Origin of the sequence: Methylophaga sp. SB9B, assembly GCF_004832235.1 — a bacterium.
In the GTDB taxonomy this organism is placed as follows: domain Bacteria; phylum Pseudomonadota; class Gammaproteobacteria; order Nitrosococcales; family Methylophagaceae; genus Methylophaga; species Methylophaga muralis.
Window position 1 is genome coordinate 78,689 of record NZ_SSXS01000007.1, and the last position, 20,440, is coordinate 99,128.

Sequence of the window (20,440 nt, forward strand, 5' to 3'; positions counted from 1 at the left end):
CAGAATACTCTTTATTATCCATGTCAAATAGCACTCTGAATTAATTAGTAGTTTATGCATCTTCAATCCAATGCCTGGCGAATTTTGGTTGATAATTCATCACGGCTATATGGTTTACTTAGTAACATAACACCAGGATCTAATCGACCATGATGAACAATAGAGTTTTCGGTATAACCGGAGGTAAATAACACTTTTAACTGCGGTCGGATACGCTGCGCTTTATCCGAGAGATCTCGGCCACTTATACCACCGGGCATTACTACATCAGTAAACAACAGATCGATATGAGCATCACTCTGGATGATTTCCATAGCTTCTTGGCCATTTGACGCGCTTATGACCTGATAGCCGATAAATTCCAATTGAGAAATAACGTAGCTTCGAACCAGATCATCATCTTCAACCACTAAAATATGTTCTTTGCCTGTTTTGGGCTGAATGGGTAAAGCAGGAGGATTATCTGCTGTTGAAATTTCTACCGGAGATCTCGGTAAGTAAAGTCTTATGGTGGTTCCCTGCCCCCGCTCGGAATAAATATTGATATGTCCTAAACTTTGTCGAGCAAAGCCATAAACCATTGCCAAGCCAAGACCGGTACCTTTATCTTTACTTTTGGTTGTATAAAAAGGCTCAAATACTTTATCCAGATTTTCAGGAGCGATACCAATACCGGTGTCGGAAACGCCTATAACGATATAATCTCCTGCAGTCACATCATGTTGTGCAGCATAATCTTCCGAGAGTAAAACATTGAGTGTTTCAATTAAAAGTCGACCACCAGAAGGCATGGCATCTTTGGCGTTCAAAGCAAGATTTAGTAAAGCATTTTCCAGCTGTCCTGGATCGACTTGGGCTAGCCATATATCTGGCTCTAACGCCATTTCCAGCTGAATAGCTTCACCCAGAGATCGGCTTAATAACGATTGGAAATTTTTTAGTAATTGATTAGCATCAATATTTTTGGGATCCAATGGCTGACGTCTGGCAAATGCCAATAAACTGCCGATCAGATCAGCACCGCGATTGGCGGCTTCCTGAACCATTTGTGATAAACCGCGTAAATTTGAATCAGCTGGAAGTGACTCGGTGATGATTTCAGCATTACCGACAATCACTGTCAGTAAATTATTAAAGTCATGAGCTACGCCACCGGTTAATTGACCAACAGCTTCCAGCCGCTGGGATTGGCGTAATTTTTCTTCTATTTCAAGTCGCTCACTGATATCTGTAATACCGCCAACCATACGGATTGGTTCGTTGGCACTGTTGTAAATGACGTAACCACGGTCAATGACATCAGCATAACTACCATCGTGTCGCCGGAACTTGTAATTATCTGACCAGCTCTGTTGGTTCTCTTCTACAGCCCGTTTGAGATTATTAACAACTCTATTTCGCTCATCAGGGTGAACTCGATTTTCCCAACCATTGAAAGAAGGCTTTGACTCTTCTGCATAAATCCCGAATAAAGTTTCAAAATTATCGCTCCACCATAGTTCATCGGTGATGAGGTTCCAATCCCAGATTGCATCGTTGGTGGCTTTTGATAATATCTGGAAACGCTGTTCACTCTCACGAATATTGGCATCAGCCAGTTTTTGCAGGGTTATATCCGTCATATAACCTTCTATGGTTTGTAGCTCTCCGTTTAGGTCACGCACACCGTTACCTTGCTCCCAAAACCAGCGCACACCACCGTCTTTTCGAATAATGCGATATTCAACCTGAAACGGTTGGTTTTTCTCTATAGCATTCAGGGTTTGAAGATACATTTCTTGCCGATCATCGGGATGAATAATGCTGGCAAAATCAATCCGCTGATTTCCAATAACATCCTCAGCGTCATATCCGGTCAAACGATAAAAAGCTTCGCTTACGTAAATCATTGTCCACTGTTCATCGAAGCGACAGCGATAAGCCACTCCTGGCAAATTTTTAAGTAACTGTGTTAATGATCTTTCAGCTTCATCTCTTTTTGATTCGGCTAGTTTATTTTCAGTGGTATTTTCAGTGATAGCGATAAGATGCAACGGTTGATCATGATCATCACGTTGTAATGTGACGCTTAATCGTGCCCAAACTGTTTCTCCTGATTTGCTGATGTAGCGTTTTTCGATAATACAACTATCATGAAGACCGAGCAGAATCTCGCTAATTTCCTGCTGATTCTGTTTTTTGTCATCAGGATGTGTCACCTGCTGAAAAGTAAGTTGGGTCAGCTCTTCAGCTGAGTAACCAAGCATTTCACAATATGCTTGATTGCACTCAAGGAATCGACCATCAATCGTCGTAATTGCTACGCCGGTAGCAGCATCCTGAAATGCTTCACGAAAACGACTTTCACTTCGTCGAATTCGTTCTTCATCACGCTGCTTACAAATGGCAATAGCAATAATTTTCGTGATTCGCTCGATAGTATCCAGCTGTTCTGGTTCTGGAGTTTTTATCGTGTTGTGATAAACCGCAAACGTCGCGATAACCTTTTGTTTTTCATCAAATATAGGGTGTGACCAACAAGCTCGTAAATTACAAGCCAATGCCAAACCATAATAGTTTGCCCATAACGGATCATGCTCGATATCTGAAACAATGACCGGTTTTTTGAGATAGGCGGCAGTTCCACAGGAACCTGTTTGTGGACCTATCAGCTCTCCATGAATGGCATCGTTGTAACTATTCGGTAAGTGTGGTGCAGAGCCATGAAGGAGACGCTTTCCCTCTTCGTCTAATAGTAAAATCGAGGCAATGGTATTGGGTATGATTTCCTCTATACCAAGGACTATCTGTTCCATTATCTGCTGTAATGCCAGAGAGGAAGCAACAGCTTCAACCATACTGGATTCCAGCCTTTGGATCAGTTCAAGTCGTTTACGTTCGGTAATATCGATGATCATGCCTAATCGGCGTATTTCCTGACCGCTTGCATTAAAAATCGACTTTCCACATTCGAATAACCAGCGAATTGCCCCATCATTATTACGGGTAATTCGATATTCAGCCTCGATAATGCCGCTATTATTTGGTTTTGACCGCGTTAAATCCAGGTTCGTTTTGTCATCTGGCAGAATGAATTGCTGATAGCTTTCAATGGTTCCATCAAATTCTGCTAGCCGCATTCCAAACAGCTCAGCAGTTTGCTCAGACCAGGTCACCTTATTTTTCAATAAATCAAATTCCCAACTGCCCATATGGCCGATTCGCTGGGTTTCATCCATCAGGCGCAATTTATAATCGCTATGACTGATATGTTGTTTTATGTCTGTTAAATCTAAAACGGTGCCTAACAGTTCATTATTTTCTGAACCCCAGGTAGCACGCTGCCGGATAAACCTTATCTCGCCATCAGCAGTTATTACCCGATGACAAATATCCAGCTTATTCTGCTGGGCAATGGCTTGAGTAAAGGCATTTTCAACCTGTTGTTTATCGTCCGGATGAACCAATTGCAACATTGACGTTATTGACGGTAAAAACTGCGCGGCTGACTGGGCAAAGATCTCATACGTTTGAGATTCCCACCAAAGATTTGTGGTGGGTGGGTTGTAAATCCAGTGCCCAATGAGCGTTGACGATGAATCCAGATCAGAGGATAGCCACCGTTGGGCCACACCAGGTTGAATTTGACTGGACAAAATAACAAGTAATTTATTGCTTTTATCTAGCACTAAAGTCGCTGGATATCGTTGAGCTTGATTCACTCCAATCAGGGTTAATGGAGATTGAATCGATAATTCGGGAGTTAAATTGATGTTGTCTAGAGGCTCATCAAAAAAATCACTAAATGATAAACCGAGAATATCGCATTCACTTTGAGCTTTTATAAGACGCAACGCTTCGGAATTGGCAGTTAACAATACTTCATCCTGAAAGATAAATACTGCCTGTGGCTGATGATTTATCAGCACGCTTAAGAGGTAATCCTGGGCCCCAGCATTGTTGCTCAATTTTTATCTCACTTTGTATAAAACAAGCCAACTCCAGATAACCATATACCAGAGTTGGCCTGCCCCGCCAGAGAATTTTTTATCTAAATTAAACTTTAAATTGACTAATTTGGGTTTCTAATCCATTTGCTAATCTGGCCAGCTCCTGACTGGTCAAAGTAGTTTGGTTAGTGCTTTCAGCATTTTCTTCAGCAACCTGAGCAATACTGACAATATTACGGTTTATTTCTTCTGCAACAGCTGACTGCTCTTCCGCAGCACTGGCGATATGTGTGTTCATATCACGAATTGAGGTAACAGATTCCGCAATAATATCCAGTGATTGGCCAGCTTTTTCTGCTTTTTCGACACTTTGATGTGCTTGGACAAGCTCTTCATCCATAACACGAACTGCTTTTTCAGCTTCATTTTGTAAGCGATCAATAATTTTTTTGATTTCCTCGGTTGAATCATGGCTGCGTTTGGCAAGCGTTCTTACTTCATCGGCCACTACAGCAAAACCTCTACCTGATTCACCTGCCCGAGCTGCTTCAATTGCGGCATTCAAGGCCAGCAAATTGGTTTGCTCGGCAATACCTTGAATCACACTCAATACGCTACCAATATTTTCACTTTCTTTTTGCAGATCTTTGATGGATATCGCCCCAACTTCAACTTGTTTGGCGAGTAGATTGATGCCATTAATAGCATCCATGACTACTTGTTTACCGGCTTTGGTTTCGTCATCTGCAGTACGAGACGCTTCAGCTGCCTGCGAAGCATAGCGAGCCACTTCCTGAACAGTTGCAGTCATTTCATTCATTGCAGTTGCAACCTGCTCGCTGTCACTTTGTTGACTCATCACACCGCGGCTGGTTTGGCCGGTAATAACCGTTAATTCTTCAGCGGCAACATTCAATTGTCTTGATGAATCAAATACTTGCTGAATCAGCTGACTAAATGCGCTCATCATCTGATTAAATACGTCAGCCATTTGCACGATTTCATCTTTGCCTTCAATACTGACACGCTGGGTCAAATCTTTGTTTTGCTGTGCCCGTTTCATAACTTCAGCCAGCATATTGATTGGGTTGACGACACTGCGACTGATGATCTGAGATAACAAAATCAGTACCGCTAACACTATTATTATCGTGATAATTGCTTTGATAAAAACGGATTTTTCATAGGTAATTACTTCTTCACCAATAAGCTGTGATGTTTCCCGAAAGACTTCGCGAATCTCATATACGATAGAACGCATTTCGCCAATCTGGCCAAGATCTTCATTAAACCCAAGTTGCTCGTAATTTTTTTACCAGAGTGGTGAAATCGTTGCTGTAACTTTGCATCAGAGCGGATACTTGACGCTGTTCAAAATCACTTAAATAGCTTTGTTGTAAATTCTGATAGAAAACTTTCAGATTATCGTTAAAAGTGTTCAAGTAACTGACATCTTTTCGCAACAAAAAGTCTTTTTCATTGCGGCGTAACATCAGCATATCTTTCAATAAGGTATCGTTCTGAAATTTGGCAAGCATTTGCTCAGCTTCTTGTACTGACTTTCGTAAATTGCCATAAAGGCCGTCGGTATGACTTAAGCCGATAGCTTGTTGCATCACCACAAGTTCGTTAAAAGCAGCGTGGTATTGCTGTAGCAAGTTTATTAATCGGGGGATTTGTTCGAGTTCAATATTTTGTGATTTGAGTTGTGATTCCAACTCCGCCAGTTATTGTTTGACGATACCGTGAGTTTCGTTATAACTCGCTTGATACTTAAGATCGAGTCGGTTAAAAAAATCTTTCTGATGTACTCGTAATCTTACAAACTCCGCTTGAGTATCGTTGGTTAGTGCATTTGATTGACCAATCTGCACCAGTGAATGCATACCAAGACTTAGCATTGCAGCTAGAACAATAATACCAATAACCATTATGCTGCTTAAAACCAACATTTTTGTCTTAACAGACATTGACTTCAACATACCAAACTCCCAGTGATTACGAGAAAAATTCCTATCATTTTCTATAGCGTCTTCACTGTTAGAAACTTTAGGCAATCCCCAGGAGAATTTCCTGTACTGGAGTTAATACAAAATGGCGCCAGAGTCGATTAATAAACGATGAATGGATTGAGCAAACTGTTGATAGCCAAGCGCATTAGGATGCACTTGGTCAGCTTTTAGGGAGTTATCGATAAGCAGCTCACTGAGAATAGTGGGCTGAATGGGAAGATTATTAGTCTGTGCTACTTCTAGATATAACGGTGCAGGTGCCAGATTAATTCCAAATGCTGGTACGGCGATCAACAATACTTGTGCACCGCTTTTAGCAATCTCATCCACCATAGCCTGCAGATTATTTTGTAGTTGTTGGCGGCTTTGCTTACGCAGTAAATCATTGCCACCGTGACACAGAATAACCAAATCCGGTTTAGTTTCCTGTAGCAATTGTGATAAACGCACCTTACCAGCGCCACTGAGTTCACCTGGAATTCCGGCATTAATCACTTGCCTGCCAGTTAACTCTGCCAAGACGGATGGATAACTTTGCTCCGGTTGAGCACCAGTGCCAAATGTCAGGCTGTCACCAAAGGCAAGAATTACCGCATCCTGACTAAGTGGTTTTAAACCTACGGAAGATTGATCATCACATCCTGCCAAAGCAAAGACACTGACGCATACCATCAAGAGGTATTTAGCTATTGAAATATTACCCCTTTTCATTAGGCAGCAAGCCTTGCAGAGGGAAACAGACGATAAAAATTTTCCGTAGTTGCTGCTGCAATCTGCTCTTCTGACTCGCCTCGTAGTTCCGCCAAAAACGCTGCCACATGTTTCACATACGCGGGTTTATTGGTTTTTCCACGATGTGGCATTGGTGCCAGATAAGGCGCATCAGTTTCAATCAGAATCCGATCCAGTGGCAGCTGTTTGGCGACATCTTGTAACTCACGGGCGCTTTTAAAGGTCACGATTCCGGATAAAGAAATATAAAATCCAATATCTAAAGCACGTTTAGCGGTTTCCCAGTTTTCTGTAAAACAATGAATGATGCCGCCGGCGTCTCTGGCGTTTTCTTGCTCCAGCATGCTCATGGTATCTTCACGTGCTTCACGGGTATGAATTATCAAAGGCTTTTTGGTCTGTTTAGCCGCATCAATATGGAAACGGAAACGCTCACGTTGCCAAGTCAAATCACCTTCACTGCGAAAGTAATCAAGGCCGGTTTCACCAATTGCAATCACTTTTGGATGCGCGGCCAGTTCGATCAGTTGTTCAGTGCTTAAAGTGCCTGATTCTTCAACATTTGGATGAATTCCAACACTGGCAGTGAGTTGCGGATATTGCTCTGCAAGCTGCCGCACTGACTCAATACTTTCTTTATCAATGGCAATACAGAGGATGTGTTCGATGTGATTTTCGCTAGCTTCGGCGACCATTGCAGCAACGCCGCCAGGTTGGTCAGCTAGCAAGTTGAGATGGCAGTGTGAATCGATATACATAAATAACCCGGTTAGTGACGGCCGTTGCCATCATTGTCTTACATTGTGTAGGTGGCTTTGTCCGATTTCAATTTATCGACCAGATGATTTTCAATCTTGCCGCGAACCACATTCGCCCCACCATCACCTTCACTGAAATGCACACCGATACCGGCCGCTTGATTACCCTGAGCGCCTCTAGGGGTAATCCAGGCAATGGTTCCGGCCACCGGAATTTTTTCTGCTTCATCAAGCAAGGTAAGCAAAATAAACACTTCTTCGCCCATTTCGTAGGTTTTATTGGTAGGAATAAATAAACCGCCATTTTTAAGAAATGGCATAAAGGAGTGATACAGCATGTTCTGATCACTGATTTTCAGTGAGAGGATACCTTTACGTGGATTCATGCCCATACAAATACTCTTTAGTTACTTTTAGATAATGGGACTAATGATTTACTGAATTTGTATTGGAAATACGCATTACAGAAACCATAAAGTCTTCTATTAACAGTGTCTTGTTATAGTTATTTGAAGACGATACTAGCTTTATTGTATTCACTATGCAATCAACGATCTGCCAGTATTGCTGAGCTTTAGTGACTTCAGCATAGCCCGAATAATGTTGTTTTAGCCGGATTTTAATGGTCGATAACAATTGATGCATGACTTTCAGTAGATCGTACTGTTGCCACTGGTTGGCCATTTGTACTGGATTAGCACGCTGTTGCAGCAGTTGCTCAAAGTCCTGTTGAAGCTGCTGATAGCTTTGCCATTCATTGGTTTCAAGCGCACGAACAATAGCAAAAGGCGCATCCAAAGTTAATGAGGCAAGTTGTTGCAATTGGTCAGTATCCGTCGAAATTCCTTGTGAATCTAGCCATGGCAAAGTAATTGAATAATCGGGAGCTGGTAAATGCATCTGCTGACAGCGACTGCGAATAGTTACTGGCAAACGATGTACTGCATCAGTGGTTAAAATCAAAATCGTATTGTTTTGAGGTTCTTCAAGCAGTTTTAATAAACTATTGGCAGCACTGTTAGTCATTGAATCTGCGACTTCGATAATGACTGTTTTCCATTGGGCAATGCTGGGCGTGAGTGATTGTTTGTCTTTTAGCGCACGGATTTGTTCTATTTTAATGGACTTACCAGCCTCTTCTGCTCTTATCGTCAGATGATCTGGGTGATTACCCGCTTGCATTAACTGGCAACTATGGCAACGCCCACAGGCCATAAATTGTTCATCAGGGGATTGGCATAACAGGCTTTCCGCCATTTTGGCAGCAAATAACGTCTTTCCCAACCCCGCCACACCAGTTAATAAAACGGCATGAGGTATACGCTGCTGTTCAACTCTTGAGACTACGTGCTGCCAGAGTGTCTGTTGCCAGGGGAAAAGCTCGGTCATAAAGCTGCTTTATCCACTAACTGAACAAGGTGTTGGCTGAGCTGTTGTTGAATAGCTTCAATACTCTGGCTGGCATCAATTAATTTGATACGCTGCGGTTCAGCCTTGGCTCGGGCCAAATAACAAATTCTCACGCGTTCAAAAAACGCCTGTTTTTCCTGCTCAAAACGATCTTTTTGCTGCTGGCGCTGCTCTACCCTTGTTTGCCCAACAGCAACCGGTAAATCAAACAAAAATGTCACATCGGTATGACAGCCTTGCAAGGTCCAGCTGGCAAGCTCACTAATTCGTTGCTCATCAATGCCTCGACCACCGCCCTGATAGGCAAAAGTCGCATCAACAAAGCGATCTGACAACACCCAGTCCCCGCGTTTCAATGCTGGTTCAATAACCTGTTTAATGTGTTCGGCACGAGCAGCAAACATCAATAGCAACTCGGTGTCTTCGGCCATGGCTTGATCGGTGGGCTTTAGCAGTACTTCCCGAATTTCTTCTCCCAAACGTGTGCCGCCTGGTTCGCGGGTTACAACAACCTGTTTTCCATGAGAGCGTAAATAATCGGCAATAAATTGCAGTTGTGTCGATTTACCGGCGCCTTCGATACCTTCTATGCTGATAAATTTTCCGCTCATTGGGTTATCCGCATATTGTTCCAATATTGTCTTACTGCCCGGTTATGATCTTCAAGATTATCCGAGAATACATGACCACCATTTTCAGCGCCGGCGACAAAATACAGACTGGTGCCTTCCGCTGGATTCATTGCAGCTTCAATAGATTCTTTGCTGGGTAAGCAGATTGGTGTTGGCGGCAGGCCAAACCGGGTGTAGGTATTATATGGCGTATCGGTTTGCAGATCCTTTTTACGGATATTGCCATCATAACTATCCCCCATTCCATAGATAACCGTTGGATCGGTCTGTAGACGCATGCCTATATCTAAACGTCTGACAAAAACACCGGCAATTTCAGGGCGTTCCTCAGGTATGGCACTTTCCTTCTCAATAATCGAGGCCATGATCAACACTTCATAAGCTGAATCATAAGGTAAGTTTTCTGTCATTTGTTGCCAGGCACTGTCCAACTGGCTTTGCATTTTCTGGTAAGCACGACGTAAAAATTGCACATCGGTGGTATTGGCCGGGAAATGATAGGTTTCAGGTAAAAATAAACCTTCAACCAGTTCATTTTCGATAGCTAACGCCTCACGAACTGTTTCATTATTCAATTCGGCTAATGTTTGTTTAATTTTGGGATGAGCTTGAATTTTTTCAAATAATTGTTTGGCCGTCATGCCTTCAACAATGGTTATTGAGTATTGAACTACTCTGCCACTGATAAAAAGATTTAACAAAGCCGGTAAGGTCGCATCAGCTTGAACCCTATATTCACCAGCTTTTATCTGTTGGGCATTACCTTGTAAGCGAGCATAAATATCCAGGTAAACGCTGGGTACTGGACTTAATCCACTATCGTATAAACGTTGACTGACTTTACTGATGTTATCACCTGGATAAATAGTAAAAATGGTCTCTTCTTCTATAAGGTTCACGGGCTGGTGCAGGAATCGCTGATATTCACTCCACGCAACTAAAGCAATAATTGCCGTGAGCACCAGTAAAAAAAGCAGTTTAATCGTTAAGGATATTTTCATTCGTCTGTATTTATTGAATTTAAAGCATTCTGCAATATTTGAGTCAGCGGACCATGACTAAAATCCACATTAAGATCAGTGATTCGAATCACTGGCCATATACCTATTAAACTATTGCAGACAAAGACTTCTTCAGCAGATTTCAGCTCATCAAGCGTCAGTGTTGTGATGTTCAGAGGAATACCCAGTTCATCAGCAACTTTAATAAGTTGTTTACGCATGATACCAGCGATTCCCGCGCTTGAAAGCTCAGCAGTTAGCAGTTCATTATTTTTCACCAGAAACAGATTAGACATTGTGCCTTCGATAACCCGCTCCTGATAATCCAGCATTACCCCTTCGGCAATCGTGTCGTCCTGCCATTCATTGCGGGCAAGGATCTGTTCCAAGCGATTAAGATGTTTGATTCCAGCCAAGGATGGATTGATGGCCAAACGTTGCTGACAGATCCGCACGGTAATACCGGAAACATTAGCCACAGGATAAACCGGCATGGCATGACTGCTGATAATGCGGGTTGTGGGCATTTCTGACTGATAACGATATCCCCTTCCGCCAGGGCCGCGGGTAATCATCACTTTGATGACAGCATCGCTATTCAACTGCTGGCATACGCTATCAATTTCGGAAATTAGAGACTGTTGTTGAGATGCTGAAAAGGCGATGTTGAGGCGATTGCAGCCTTCTTTTAAACGAGAAAGATGATCGGATAAAAATTCCAGTCGGCCATGACGATAGGCGATGGTTTCAAATAAACCATCGCCATATTGCAAGCCACGATCCGCGACATCGATTCTGTTTTCGGGTTGGCCGTTAATCAGAATCATGTCGCGTCAACTAACTGTGTTTTTTGAAAATAACAGTACCGTTGGTGCCACCGAAACCAAATGAATTTGACATGGCAAACTCAATTGGCATTTCCCGGGCTATGTGTGGAACATAGTCCAGATCACAACCTTCATCCGGGTTATCCAGATTAATGGTCGGCGGAGCAACCTGATCACGAATTGCCAGGACACTGAAAACCGCTTCTACGCCACCGGCTGCACCTAACAAGTGACCGATCATCGATTTAGTGGAACTGACGGCAACTTTCTGGGCTGAATGTCCTAAAGCGGTTTTAATTGCCTGAGTTTCAGCCACATCACCGGCTGGCGTGGAAGTACCATGCGCATTGATGTAATCAATGTCTTCGGCGTTGATACCTGCATCATTCATTGCATTAACCATGCAACGTGCAGCACCTTCGCCGCCCTGTGAAGGCATGGTCATATGATAAGCATCACTGCTCATGCCTGAACCAACCAATTCAGCATAGATAGTGGCACCGCGTTTTTTAGCGTGTTCGTATTCTTCCAATACGATGACGCCAGCACCATCACCCAGTACAAAACCATCACGGTCTTTATCCCACGGACGACTTGCTGCCAGAGGATCATCATTACGAGTGGACAATGCGCGTGCTGCAGCAAAGCCACCTAAACCCGTTTTGGATGTAGCCATCTCTGCACCACCGGCGATCATCACATCAGCATCACCATATTGAATCATGCGACCTGCAGCCGAAATACAGTGTGTTCCGGTAGAACAGGCAGTAACAATCGCAGTATTAGGGCCTTTCATGCCGTACATAATCGATAAATTACCGGAAATCATATTAATGATGTTACTTGGTACAAAGAATGGTGAAATCTTGCGGGGGCCACCACTTAGAAAACTGTCATAGCCCGCTTCGATACCTGGCAATCCACCTATTCCCGAGCCAATCGCCACGCCAATACGCTCAGCATTGGCATCGGTAACTTCCAGCCCGGCATCTTTAATGGCTTCCACTGCGGCCGCAATGCCGTAGTGAATAAAAGTATCCATTTTCTTGGCGTCTTTACGAGAAATAACTGTCTCGACATCAAAGTTTTTGACGCTGGCACCAAAACGAACCGGAAAATCAGTTACATCAAATGTTGTGATTGGCGCAACACCGCTTTTACCAGCCAGAATATTTTCCCAACTTTCTGCTACCGATAAACCGACCGGTGTTACCGCGCCCAGCCCGGTAACGACAACGCGTCTTTTAGACATCAGTTTTCCTCATGCAAATCTTTCTATAGATACGACGTAGCCGCCTAGTATGTCCTGCATACTAGACGGCTACATCTTAAGCAATCTGTAATATTAAGACTGAACAGAATTAATATAAGCGACAGCTTCTTTTACAGTGGTGATCTTTTCAGCTTCTTCGTCAGGAATTTCACATTCAAATGCTTCTTCCAGTGCCATAACCAGCTCAACAGTGTCCAGCGAGTCAGCACCCAGATCATCAATAAATGAAGCATCGGCAGTTACTTCATCGGCATTTACACCTAATTGTTCAACAACAATTTCTTTTACTCGAGCTTCGATATCACTCATAACATCTGTTTCCTTTGGTGGTTAAGTACAAACAACGTGCTGGCATTTTATAGTGCGAGCACTGCGGAGACAAGCTGGAAGCCTTGTCCATAAAATATCTCCACAATAAAAAACCTAAGTCTCAGCAGATTCAGGCCATTAATTCATATACATACCGCCGTTTACATGCAGCGTTTCGCCCGTTATATATCCTGCTAAAGGACTGGCTAAAAAGCTGACAGCAGCGGCAATTTCATCTGCCTCACCGAGGCGTTTGACAGGAACCTGTTCCAATAAAGCTGTTTTATGCGCTTCTGGCAGACCACTTGTCATATCGGTATCAATAAACCCAGGGGCAACACTGTTCACAGTAATACCACGAGCCCCTACTTCGCGAGCCAGTGATTTACTAAAGCCGATTACACCAGCTTTAGCGGCAGCATAATTGGTTTGACCGGCATTACCCATAACACCCACAACAGAAGTGATATTGATAATACGGCCCCAACGAGCCTTGGTCATTGCGCGTACGCAGCGTTTGCTTAATTTAAAGATCGGAGTGAGGTTGGTATTGATAATATCGTCCCACTCTTCGTCTTTCATTCGCATCAACAGATTGTCGCGGGTAATACCTGCATTGTTGACCAGAATATCTGGCGCAGCGAACTCAGATTCAATCGCTGTTACCACATCATCAATGGCATTTTCCTGCGTGACATTCAACACCATGCCTTTGCCCTGAATTCCTGCTGATTGCAGATATTCACTGATGGCAGCGGCGCCATTTTCTGAGGTGGCGGTGCCGATAACCGTTGCACCCTGCTCGCCCAGACTTAACGCAATGGCACGGCCGATACCGCGGGTAGCGCCAGTTACCAAAGCAACTTTACCTTGTAGGCTCATCATTATTCTCCTAACACTTCTTGAGTTTTCTGCAACGTCACCGAATCATAAACCGGTAAAGCCTGCAAAGATTTATCGATACGCTTGCTTAATCCCGCCAGAACTTTACCTGGTCCACATTCAACCAGACTATCTACGCCCTGCGCTGCAAGCCATTCAACTGTTTCAACCCAACGTACCGGGTTATACAACTGTTGAGCCAATAATTGACGAATTTCATCAGGATCGGTGGTTGCCTTTACACTGGTATTGTGAATAACTGGGATTTGTGGGGCCTGAATAGATACTGATTCTAGTTCTTTAGATAATTCTTCAGCAGCCGAGCGCATTAAAGCGCAATGAGAAGGAACACTGACCGGTAATAACAAAGCACGTTTAGCACCTGTTTCGGTGGCAATTTCAACGGCTTTATCAACCGCAGCTTTGCTACCAGCAATCACCACTTGACCCGGTGAATTAAAATTGACCGCTTCGACGATACCTTCAACACTGGCTTGCTGACAAACCGCTTTTACCACGTCATCATCGAGTCCAAGAATAGCCGCCATTGCGCCTTCACCGGCAGGAACGGCTTGTTGCATTAATTGACCACGTTTTTCAACCAGTTTGATAGCCGTTTTGAAGTCCAATGCCTCAGCAGCCACCAATGCAGTGTATTCACCTAAACTATGACCCGCAAAATAAGCTGGTTTATAGTTACTGACTGCCTGCCAGCATCTCCATACAGCGATACCTGCAGCCAGCATGGCCGGTTGGGTTTTATCCGTTTGGTTAAGTTCAGTTTCAGGTCCGTTTTGCACCAAAGCCCATAAATCATAGCCAAGCGCGTCACTGGCCTCGGCAAACGTCTCCTGAACATGTGGAAAGGATTCTGATAGCTCGGCAAGCATCGATACAGACTGTGAACCTTGGCCGGGAAAAACAAAAGCTGAATGCATTGGTAAAAATACCTCAGATTAAAATTTGATAAGCGCCGAGCCCCAGGTAAACCCACCACCGAACGCTTCTAACAATAATGTTTCACCACGCTTGATGCGACCATCACGCACGGCAACATCAAGTGCCAGTGGGATAGATGCCGCAGAGGTATTACCATGGTCTTGAACAGTTACCACAACACTGTCCATGGACATGCTCAGTTTTTTGGCTGTAGCCGCAATAATACGGATATTAGCTTGGTGTGGAATAAGCCAATCAATGTCGTGCTTGTCTAATTGATTCGCTTCGAGTGTTTCGTCAACTATTTTGCTTAGTGTTTTGACGGCAACTTTGAAAACGTCATTACCCTGCATTTCGATATAAGCTGGATCTTCGGTTATCGCACTGCCCGGCCCTGTCGGTACATGCAACAAATTATTAAAGCTGCCATCACAATGAATATGCGTAGATAAAATTCCCGGCTCAGCAGATGCTTGAAGTACGACAGCACCAGCACCATCGCCAAATAAAACACAGGTATTACGATCAGTCCAATCGACTATACGTGACAGGGTTTCCGCACCAATAACCAAGACATTTCTAGCACTACCAGATTTAATAAACTTGTCTGCTACGGTTAACGCATACACAAAACCAGTACACACTGCTTGAATGTCAAAAGCTGGACAACCATGAATACCTAACTTTTCTTGAACTAACGCTGCGGTACTTGGAAAAATGCGGGTCGGGGTGGTGGTCGCAACAATAATCATATCGATGTCACGAGGCTTTAACTCAGCAGCAGATATAGCATTTTTAGCCGCGTAATAAGCTAAATCAGTTGTGGTTTCGTCACTGGCGACGATATGCCTTTTTTTGATACCAGTACGATCGGTAATCCATTCGTCACTGGTTTCAACCATTGACTCTAAGTCAACATTGGTGAGAAATTTTTCCGGTAAGTAGCTGCCCGTTCCAGCAATTCTGGAATAAATCACAAGACTTGTTCCTCTAAAAGAGTCTCAAGATGTTTGGTGATGTTTTTCGGCACATCTTTTCTGGCTTCAAGAATAGCGATATTAATTGCATTGGCAAAGGCAAACGCATCTGCACCACCATGACTCTTAATAACAATGCCTTGTAAACCAATCAGATTCGCACCGTTAAAGGCTCGAGGATCAAGTTCTTTGCTAAAGCTTTTTAATACGGGATAGGCAATTAAGCCGGCAATCTTGGTTAACCAGTTGCGATTAAATGCTTGCCGCAAATAATGTCGGATCATGTGCGCGACCCCTTCACTAGCTTTTAACGCAACATTACCCACAAAACCATCACAGACCAGAACATCTACTTCACCATGGTAAAGACCATCGCCTTCAACATAACCGTAATAATTCAAATCTGTCTTAGCCAATAAACGAGCTGCTTCTTTTACCCGTTCATTACCTTTGATTTCTTCCGCGCCCACATTCAGTAGACCAACTGTCGGATTTGGTTTGCCATCAATTAACTCAGCTAAAACTGAGCCCATTAAGGCAAATTGCACCAGATGCTCAGCCGTAGAGTCCACATTTGCCCCGAGATCGAGAACATAGGTGTGACCACGCATGGTAGGTAATGCCGTAATAATGGCAGGTCGTTCAATACCTGGCAGTGTCTTCAACACGAAACGCGCAGTTGCCATTAATGCACCGGTATTACCGGCACTGATACAGGCAGCAGCTTGGCCGTCTTTGACAAGATTTATAGCCACCCGCATTGAAGAATCTTTTTTGCCACGTAATGCTGAGGATGGCGCTTCGTCCATACCGACGGTTTGGGAAGCATGGTGAATTTTCATACGGTGCTTGTCAGCAAACTGGTGTTTAGTTATCTCTGCTGAAATAGTGGCTTCATCACCTACTAAAATCAGCTCAACATCCGTATGTCTTTCCAGCGTTGATATGGCAGCGGGGATCACGACTTGTGGTCCGTGATCCCCGCCCATAGCGTCGATCGAAATTGTTAAAGTCAATTTCTGTTAAGCCTTATTCACTCTTGTCAGCAATAACTTTGCGGCCACGGTAGTAACCGTCAGCTGTCACATGGTGACGACGGTGTAATTCACCAGAAGTTGAATCAACAGATAAAGTTGATTCTGTTAATGCATCATGTGAACGACGCATACCGCGACGTGAAGGACTCTTTTTACTCTTTTGAACAGCCATGGCTTAAACTCCTAAACCCAATAACAATAAATAAATTACTTTTTCGATTTCAATGCAGATAACGCTGCAAACGGTGAGACTGGTTTCTCAGGCTCAATTTCCTCTTCTCCTGCTTGCCACAACTGTTCAGGCAAACATGAATAATCATGTTTTGGCACGATTGGTAAAGCGAGAATCAACTCATCTTCCACCATTAATGCCGGATCAACTTGTTTTGCATCATTCAAGATCCAGGGCTCATATTGCTCAGCAAGACCTTCAACCTTTCCTTCATGTCGAACCAGTGCCAATTTGGTTGTGATATTCATTGAATGAGCCATTGACTCCATACAACGTTCACAAAGCAAATTAACTGTTACAGCAAATTGCCCAAGCATAAAAGGCGTGCCAGTGGTATCGATATCAAACTGCATATCGACCAAAACTGTCCCTGAATCGTCGTAAAGCATTTCACTCAAACGCGACATTTTACTGACCGGAATTTCTCCCGTTATCTGTAAACCGCTATGAGCAAAACGAAACGGATCAATCTCTCTTGGCAATTGCTGATGCATAATCGACGGGATTATATAAGAATTGGTATCAAACAGCAAAAAGCTGTTTATTCCCGCTGAATTTAGCGGGAACAATGGTATAGAAATTGTGGTGTGTAATAAGCTGCTTAAACATCATTATGCAGCTCAATCGTAACATTACCTTCTTCTTCTGACTGTTTTGACATGTCATTACGCAGCGCATCAATGTAATACAAATAAGTCTCATCGATATCGCCAGTAATGTAATTCCCATCAAAGCAGGAAGTATCAAAACGTTTGACATCACTTTTCTTGTTAATGGCTTCAACCAAATCTTGTAAGTCCTGGTATATCAACCAATCCACGCCAAGCTCTTCTGCAATTTGTTCAACATTACGATTGTGCGCAACAAATTCAGACGGTGATGGCATATCAATACCATATACGTTAGGGAAACGAACTGGTGGTGCAGCAGAAGCTAAGTAAACTTTTTTTGCACCGGCATCACGTGCCATTTGAACGATTTGTTGCGAGGTCGTGCCACGAACAATTGAATCATCAACCAGCAGAACATTCTTATCGCGGAACTCCAGATCAATTGCATTCAATTTTTGGCGCACAGATTTTTTGCGCTGTTGCTGCCCAGGCATGATGAAGGTACGACCAATATAGCGGTTTTTAATAAAACCTTCGCGATACACCACATCTAAATCATAGGCAAGTTGCAGTGCCGCACTACGGCTGGTATCGGGAATTGGGATAACGACATCAATATCGTGATCTGGAAATTCACGTTTAATTTTTTCCGCTAACTTAGTGCCCATACGCATACGGCTTTTATGCACCGAAATGCCATCCATCATTGAATCTGGACGAGCAAAATAAACATATTCAAATATACAAGGTGATTTGATTGGGTTTTCAGCACATTGTTGACTATGAAAACTACCCTGCATATCGATAAAGATACATTCGCCGGGCTGTACGTCACGCATAAACTCAAAATCAAGCGTATCAATTGCCACACTCTCAGAAGCCACAACGTACTCTGTGCCTAGATCTGTTTCACGCTTACCAATGACTGCAGGACGAATACCGTAAGGATCACGGAATGCCAGCATACCAACGCCGGCAATCATCGCAACAACGGCATAGGCACCTTTGCAACGTTTATGTACTTCGGAAACGGCTTTGAAAATATCTTCTGGTTGCGGTTTGAGTTTGCCTGAGGTTTGCAATTCATGCGCAAGCACGTTTAACAAAACTTCAGAATCAGAACCAGTATTAAGGTGACGACGATCACTCTTGAATAATTGATCAGATAACAGTTTGGTATTAGTCAGATTACCATTGTGCGCCAGCGCAATACCAAATGGTGAGTTGACATAAAATGGTTGAGATTCCGCTGAGTTTGAGCAACCAGCAGTCGGATAGCGAATATGCCCAATCCCCATTGAACCTTTTAGGCGAATCATATGACGGGTATGAAATACATCTTTTACCAGACCGTTATCTTTACGAAGATAAAACCGTCCGTTTTGGTCGCAAGTCATAATACCCGCAGCATCCTGTCCGCGATGTTGCTGGACTGTCAGTCCGTCATACAGCGCTTGATTGACTTCCGAGTGACCTACAATACCAATAATTCCACACATAAAATTACCCTGCCAGGATTAGTTGAAGTTAACGTGTTCAGCGACATCAGTCGGTAAAAACTGCTTGACCCAAACCGCTAGGTCTTCAAAATGTTGTAACAATAAAGAGTTTTGCCACCAAGCATCTGTTGGCATGGGCGTTACGCCTGCAGCCAACACTAAAATAGTGACGATTGCGACACCTCTAAGAATACCGAAAATCACTCCCAGTGCACGGTCAGTGCCACTAAGCCCTGTCTTCTCGACCAGCTGTGAAATTAAATGGTTAACCAGTGCCCCGAGTATTAATGTGACAACAAATAAGACAAAAAACGCGATAAATAAACGTATGGTAACTGTATCAATATAAGGCGTTAATAAACTGGCAAAATTGGCAAAAAACATAAAGGCGACCCAAATCGCCACTGCCCAGCTGATTAACGAAAGTACTTCTTTTATAAAGCCACGAACAATACTGATGCCCGACGAAATCAAAATAATGCCGATTATTAAATAATCTACCCAGTTCATTATGACTCCGCGTCGAGCAGCGTGTAAAAAAGAGGGAATTTTATCAGAATTGCCAAAGGTAACCCAATATATTTACGCGTAACTGATTACAAATCGATGACTTTGTGATGCATTACGGATATGGGAATATCTGAGTATTTAAATTCAATTGATTACGAATTGACTCAGCCGTTTTTTCCAAGGCTGCTCTATCTGCATTCGGTTGCAGTCTCACACGGTAAATAACCGTTTCACCACTGCGAGTTTGTTCGATCATTGGCTTGTAACCGATATCTTCTAACTGCTTTTTTAAGCTGTTTGCATTAGCTTCTACCGAAAAGCTACCTAATTGAAGGATCCAACGCGACGCTGATTCAGTTTGCGCTGGTTCAGGTGCTTTTACTGCTGGAACTGCAGGTGCAGGAGTTGGCACAGGTTTTGGAGCTTCAACAATCGGCGCAGGCTTTGGTTCAGGCGCTGGTGTCGGTTTTGGTTCAGGTGTTGGAGCGGGTTTAGGGATAACTGGCGCAGGTTTTGGAGCGACAACTTCCGGCTCAGGTTTTACTGGGACTGCAGGTGCAGTTAAGACAGATTCAGTTGAAGGCGCTGTTACTGACGATTCATTTGTTACCTGAGGATCTATATCAATAAAGGCTTCTTCAGCAGAAGTAGAATCCCCTTCAATCTCAGCATCTTCATCAGCGGCCTCTTGCATGGCTTCAATTACCGAAGAGAATTGAATGGGCTCTTCCTCTTGAATTTGTCTTCCAGATTCAGTCTGACTAACTTTAGATAAAACGATATAAGCGAGCACGGCGATGAAAAAGACCAGCAAAAGCGTCCCGATTAAACGCTGTTGTTGTTTCTGAGTCATCATAAGTCTCCGTTGCT

Annotated in this window: 22 protein-coding genes; all 22 read right to left on the bottom strand. The window is 43.4% G+C overall.

Features of this window, described 5'->3' with window-relative positions:
- Positions 1–62: 62 nt before the first annotated feature.
- The 22 genes from E8Q33_RS09030 to E8Q33_RS16550 all read right to left on the bottom strand — a co-directional run bounded on the left by E8Q33_RS09030 (position 63) and on the right by E8Q33_RS16550 (position 20,426).
- Positions 63–3,908 carry a PAS domain-containing protein gene (locus E8Q33_RS09030; RefSeq protein WP_247870001.1) on the bottom strand — a complete coding sequence of 1,282 codons (3,846 nt, stop codon included), beginning with the start codon at positions 3,906–3,908 and terminating at the stop codon, positions 63–65.
- A gap of 127 nt (positions 3,909–4,035) precedes the next feature.
- Complete coding sequence (locus tag E8Q33_RS09035) at positions 4,036–5,190, bottom strand: methyl-accepting chemotaxis protein (protein ID WP_136554269.1); 1,155 nt, start codon at positions 5,188–5,190, stop codon at positions 4,036–4,038.
- Between the two features lie 25 nt (positions 5,191–5,215).
- Positions 5,216–5,647, bottom strand: coding sequence for a hypothetical protein (locus E8Q33_RS09040; protein WP_136554271.1), 432 nt, complete (start codon positions 5,645–5,647; stop codon positions 5,216–5,218).
- A 9-nt stretch (positions 5,648–5,656) separates the two neighbouring features.
- Positions 5,657–5,911, bottom strand: a complete 255-nt coding sequence (locus E8Q33_RS09045; protein WP_136554273.1) for a hypothetical protein — start codon at positions 5,909–5,911, stop codon at positions 5,657–5,659.
- Between the two features lie 102 nt (positions 5,912–6,013).
- A complete protein-coding gene (locus E8Q33_RS09050) occupies positions 6,014–6,652 on the bottom strand; it encodes an arylesterase (RefSeq protein ID WP_136554275.1) in 639 nt (212 codons plus the stop codon).
- Positions 6,652–7,431, bottom strand: a complete 780-nt coding sequence (locus E8Q33_RS09055; protein ID WP_136554277.1) for a TatD family hydrolase — start codon at positions 7,429–7,431, stop codon at positions 6,652–6,654. Before E8Q33_RS09055 ends, E8Q33_RS09050 begins: the two co-directional genes overlap by 1 nt.
- 38 nt (positions 7,432–7,469) lie before the next feature.
- The gene (locus E8Q33_RS09060) at positions 7,470–7,823 is read right to left on the bottom strand and encodes a PilZ domain-containing protein (protein WP_136554279.1); all 354 of its coding nucleotides are present in this window, start codon (positions 7,821–7,823) and stop codon (positions 7,470–7,472) included.
- Positions 7,824–7,857: 34 nt separating this feature from the next.
- A complete protein-coding gene (gene holB, locus E8Q33_RS09065) occupies positions 7,858–8,820 on the bottom strand; it encodes a DNA polymerase III subunit delta' (protein WP_136554281.1) in 963 nt (320 codons plus the stop codon).
- Entirely contained in the window at positions 8,817–9,452 is a 636-nt protein-coding gene (gene tmk, locus E8Q33_RS09070; RefSeq protein ID WP_136554283.1) for a dTMP kinase, read from the bottom strand. Before tmk ends, holB begins: the two co-directional genes overlap by 4 nt.
- Positions 9,449–10,474 (bottom strand): endolytic transglycosylase MltG, encoded by a 1,026-nt coding sequence (mltG, locus tag E8Q33_RS09075; RefSeq protein WP_136554285.1) that lies wholly within the window; start codon positions 10,472–10,474, stop codon positions 9,449–9,451. Before mltG ends, tmk begins: the two co-directional genes overlap by 4 nt.
- Entirely contained in the window at positions 10,471–11,301 is an 831-nt protein-coding gene (pabC, locus tag E8Q33_RS09080; RefSeq protein WP_069295350.1) for an aminodeoxychorismate lyase, read from the bottom strand. The genes mltG and pabC overlap by 4 nt, the downstream gene beginning before the upstream one ends.
- A gap of 10 nt (positions 11,302–11,311) precedes the next feature.
- Positions 11,312–12,553 (bottom strand): beta-ketoacyl-ACP synthase II, encoded by a 1,242-nt coding sequence (fabF, locus tag E8Q33_RS09085; RefSeq protein WP_136554287.1) that lies wholly within the window; start codon positions 12,551–12,553, stop codon positions 11,312–11,314.
- Positions 12,554–12,646: 93 nt separating this feature from the next.
- Positions 12,647–12,883, bottom strand: a complete 237-nt coding sequence (acpP, locus tag E8Q33_RS09090; RefSeq protein ID WP_014707198.1) for an acyl carrier protein — start codon at positions 12,881–12,883, stop codon at positions 12,647–12,649.
- 138 nt (positions 12,884–13,021) lie between these two features.
- Positions 13,022–13,765: a 3-oxoacyl-ACP reductase FabG gene (fabG, locus tag E8Q33_RS09095; RefSeq protein WP_136554418.1), complete on the bottom strand. Its 744-nt coding sequence runs from the start codon at positions 13,763–13,765 to the stop codon at positions 13,022–13,024.
- A gap of 2 nt (positions 13,766–13,767) precedes the next feature.
- Positions 13,768–14,703 carry an ACP S-malonyltransferase gene (fabD, locus tag E8Q33_RS09100; RefSeq protein ID WP_136554289.1) on the bottom strand — a complete coding sequence of 312 codons (936 nt, stop codon included), beginning with the start codon at positions 14,701–14,703 and terminating at the stop codon, positions 13,768–13,770.
- Between the two features lie 18 nt (positions 14,704–14,721).
- Positions 14,722–15,681 carry a beta-ketoacyl-ACP synthase III gene (locus E8Q33_RS09105; RefSeq protein ID WP_136554290.1) on the bottom strand — a complete coding sequence of 320 codons (960 nt, stop codon included), beginning with the start codon at positions 15,679–15,681 and terminating at the stop codon, positions 14,722–14,724.
- Positions 15,678–16,697 (bottom strand): phosphate acyltransferase PlsX, encoded by a 1,020-nt coding sequence (gene plsX / locus E8Q33_RS09110; RefSeq protein ID WP_084002897.1) that lies wholly within the window; start codon positions 16,695–16,697, stop codon positions 15,678–15,680. The genes E8Q33_RS09105 and plsX overlap by 4 nt, the downstream gene beginning before the upstream one ends.
- 13 nt (positions 16,698–16,710) lie before the next feature.
- Complete coding sequence (rpmF, locus tag E8Q33_RS09115) at positions 16,711–16,890, bottom strand: 50S ribosomal protein L32 (protein ID WP_069295354.1); 180 nt, start codon at positions 16,888–16,890, stop codon at positions 16,711–16,713.
- A 35-nt stretch (positions 16,891–16,925) separates the two neighbouring features.
- Positions 16,926–17,483, bottom strand: coding sequence for a YceD family protein (locus E8Q33_RS09120; protein WP_084002899.1), 558 nt, complete (start codon positions 17,481–17,483; stop codon positions 16,926–16,928).
- Positions 17,484–17,551: 68 nt separating this feature from the next.
- A complete protein-coding gene (gene purF, locus E8Q33_RS09125) occupies positions 17,552–19,060 on the bottom strand; it encodes an amidophosphoribosyltransferase (RefSeq protein ID WP_069295355.1) in 1,509 nt (502 codons plus the stop codon).
- A gap of 18 nt (positions 19,061–19,078) precedes the next feature.
- Complete coding sequence (locus E8Q33_RS09130) at positions 19,079–19,570, bottom strand: CvpA family protein (RefSeq protein WP_069295356.1); 492 nt, start codon at positions 19,568–19,570, stop codon at positions 19,079–19,081.
- A gap of 112 nt (positions 19,571–19,682) precedes the next feature.
- Entirely contained in the window at positions 19,683–20,426 is a 744-nt protein-coding gene (locus E8Q33_RS16550; RefSeq protein WP_136554292.1) for an SPOR domain-containing protein, read from the bottom strand.
- Positions 20,427–20,440 lie beyond the last annotated feature (14 nt).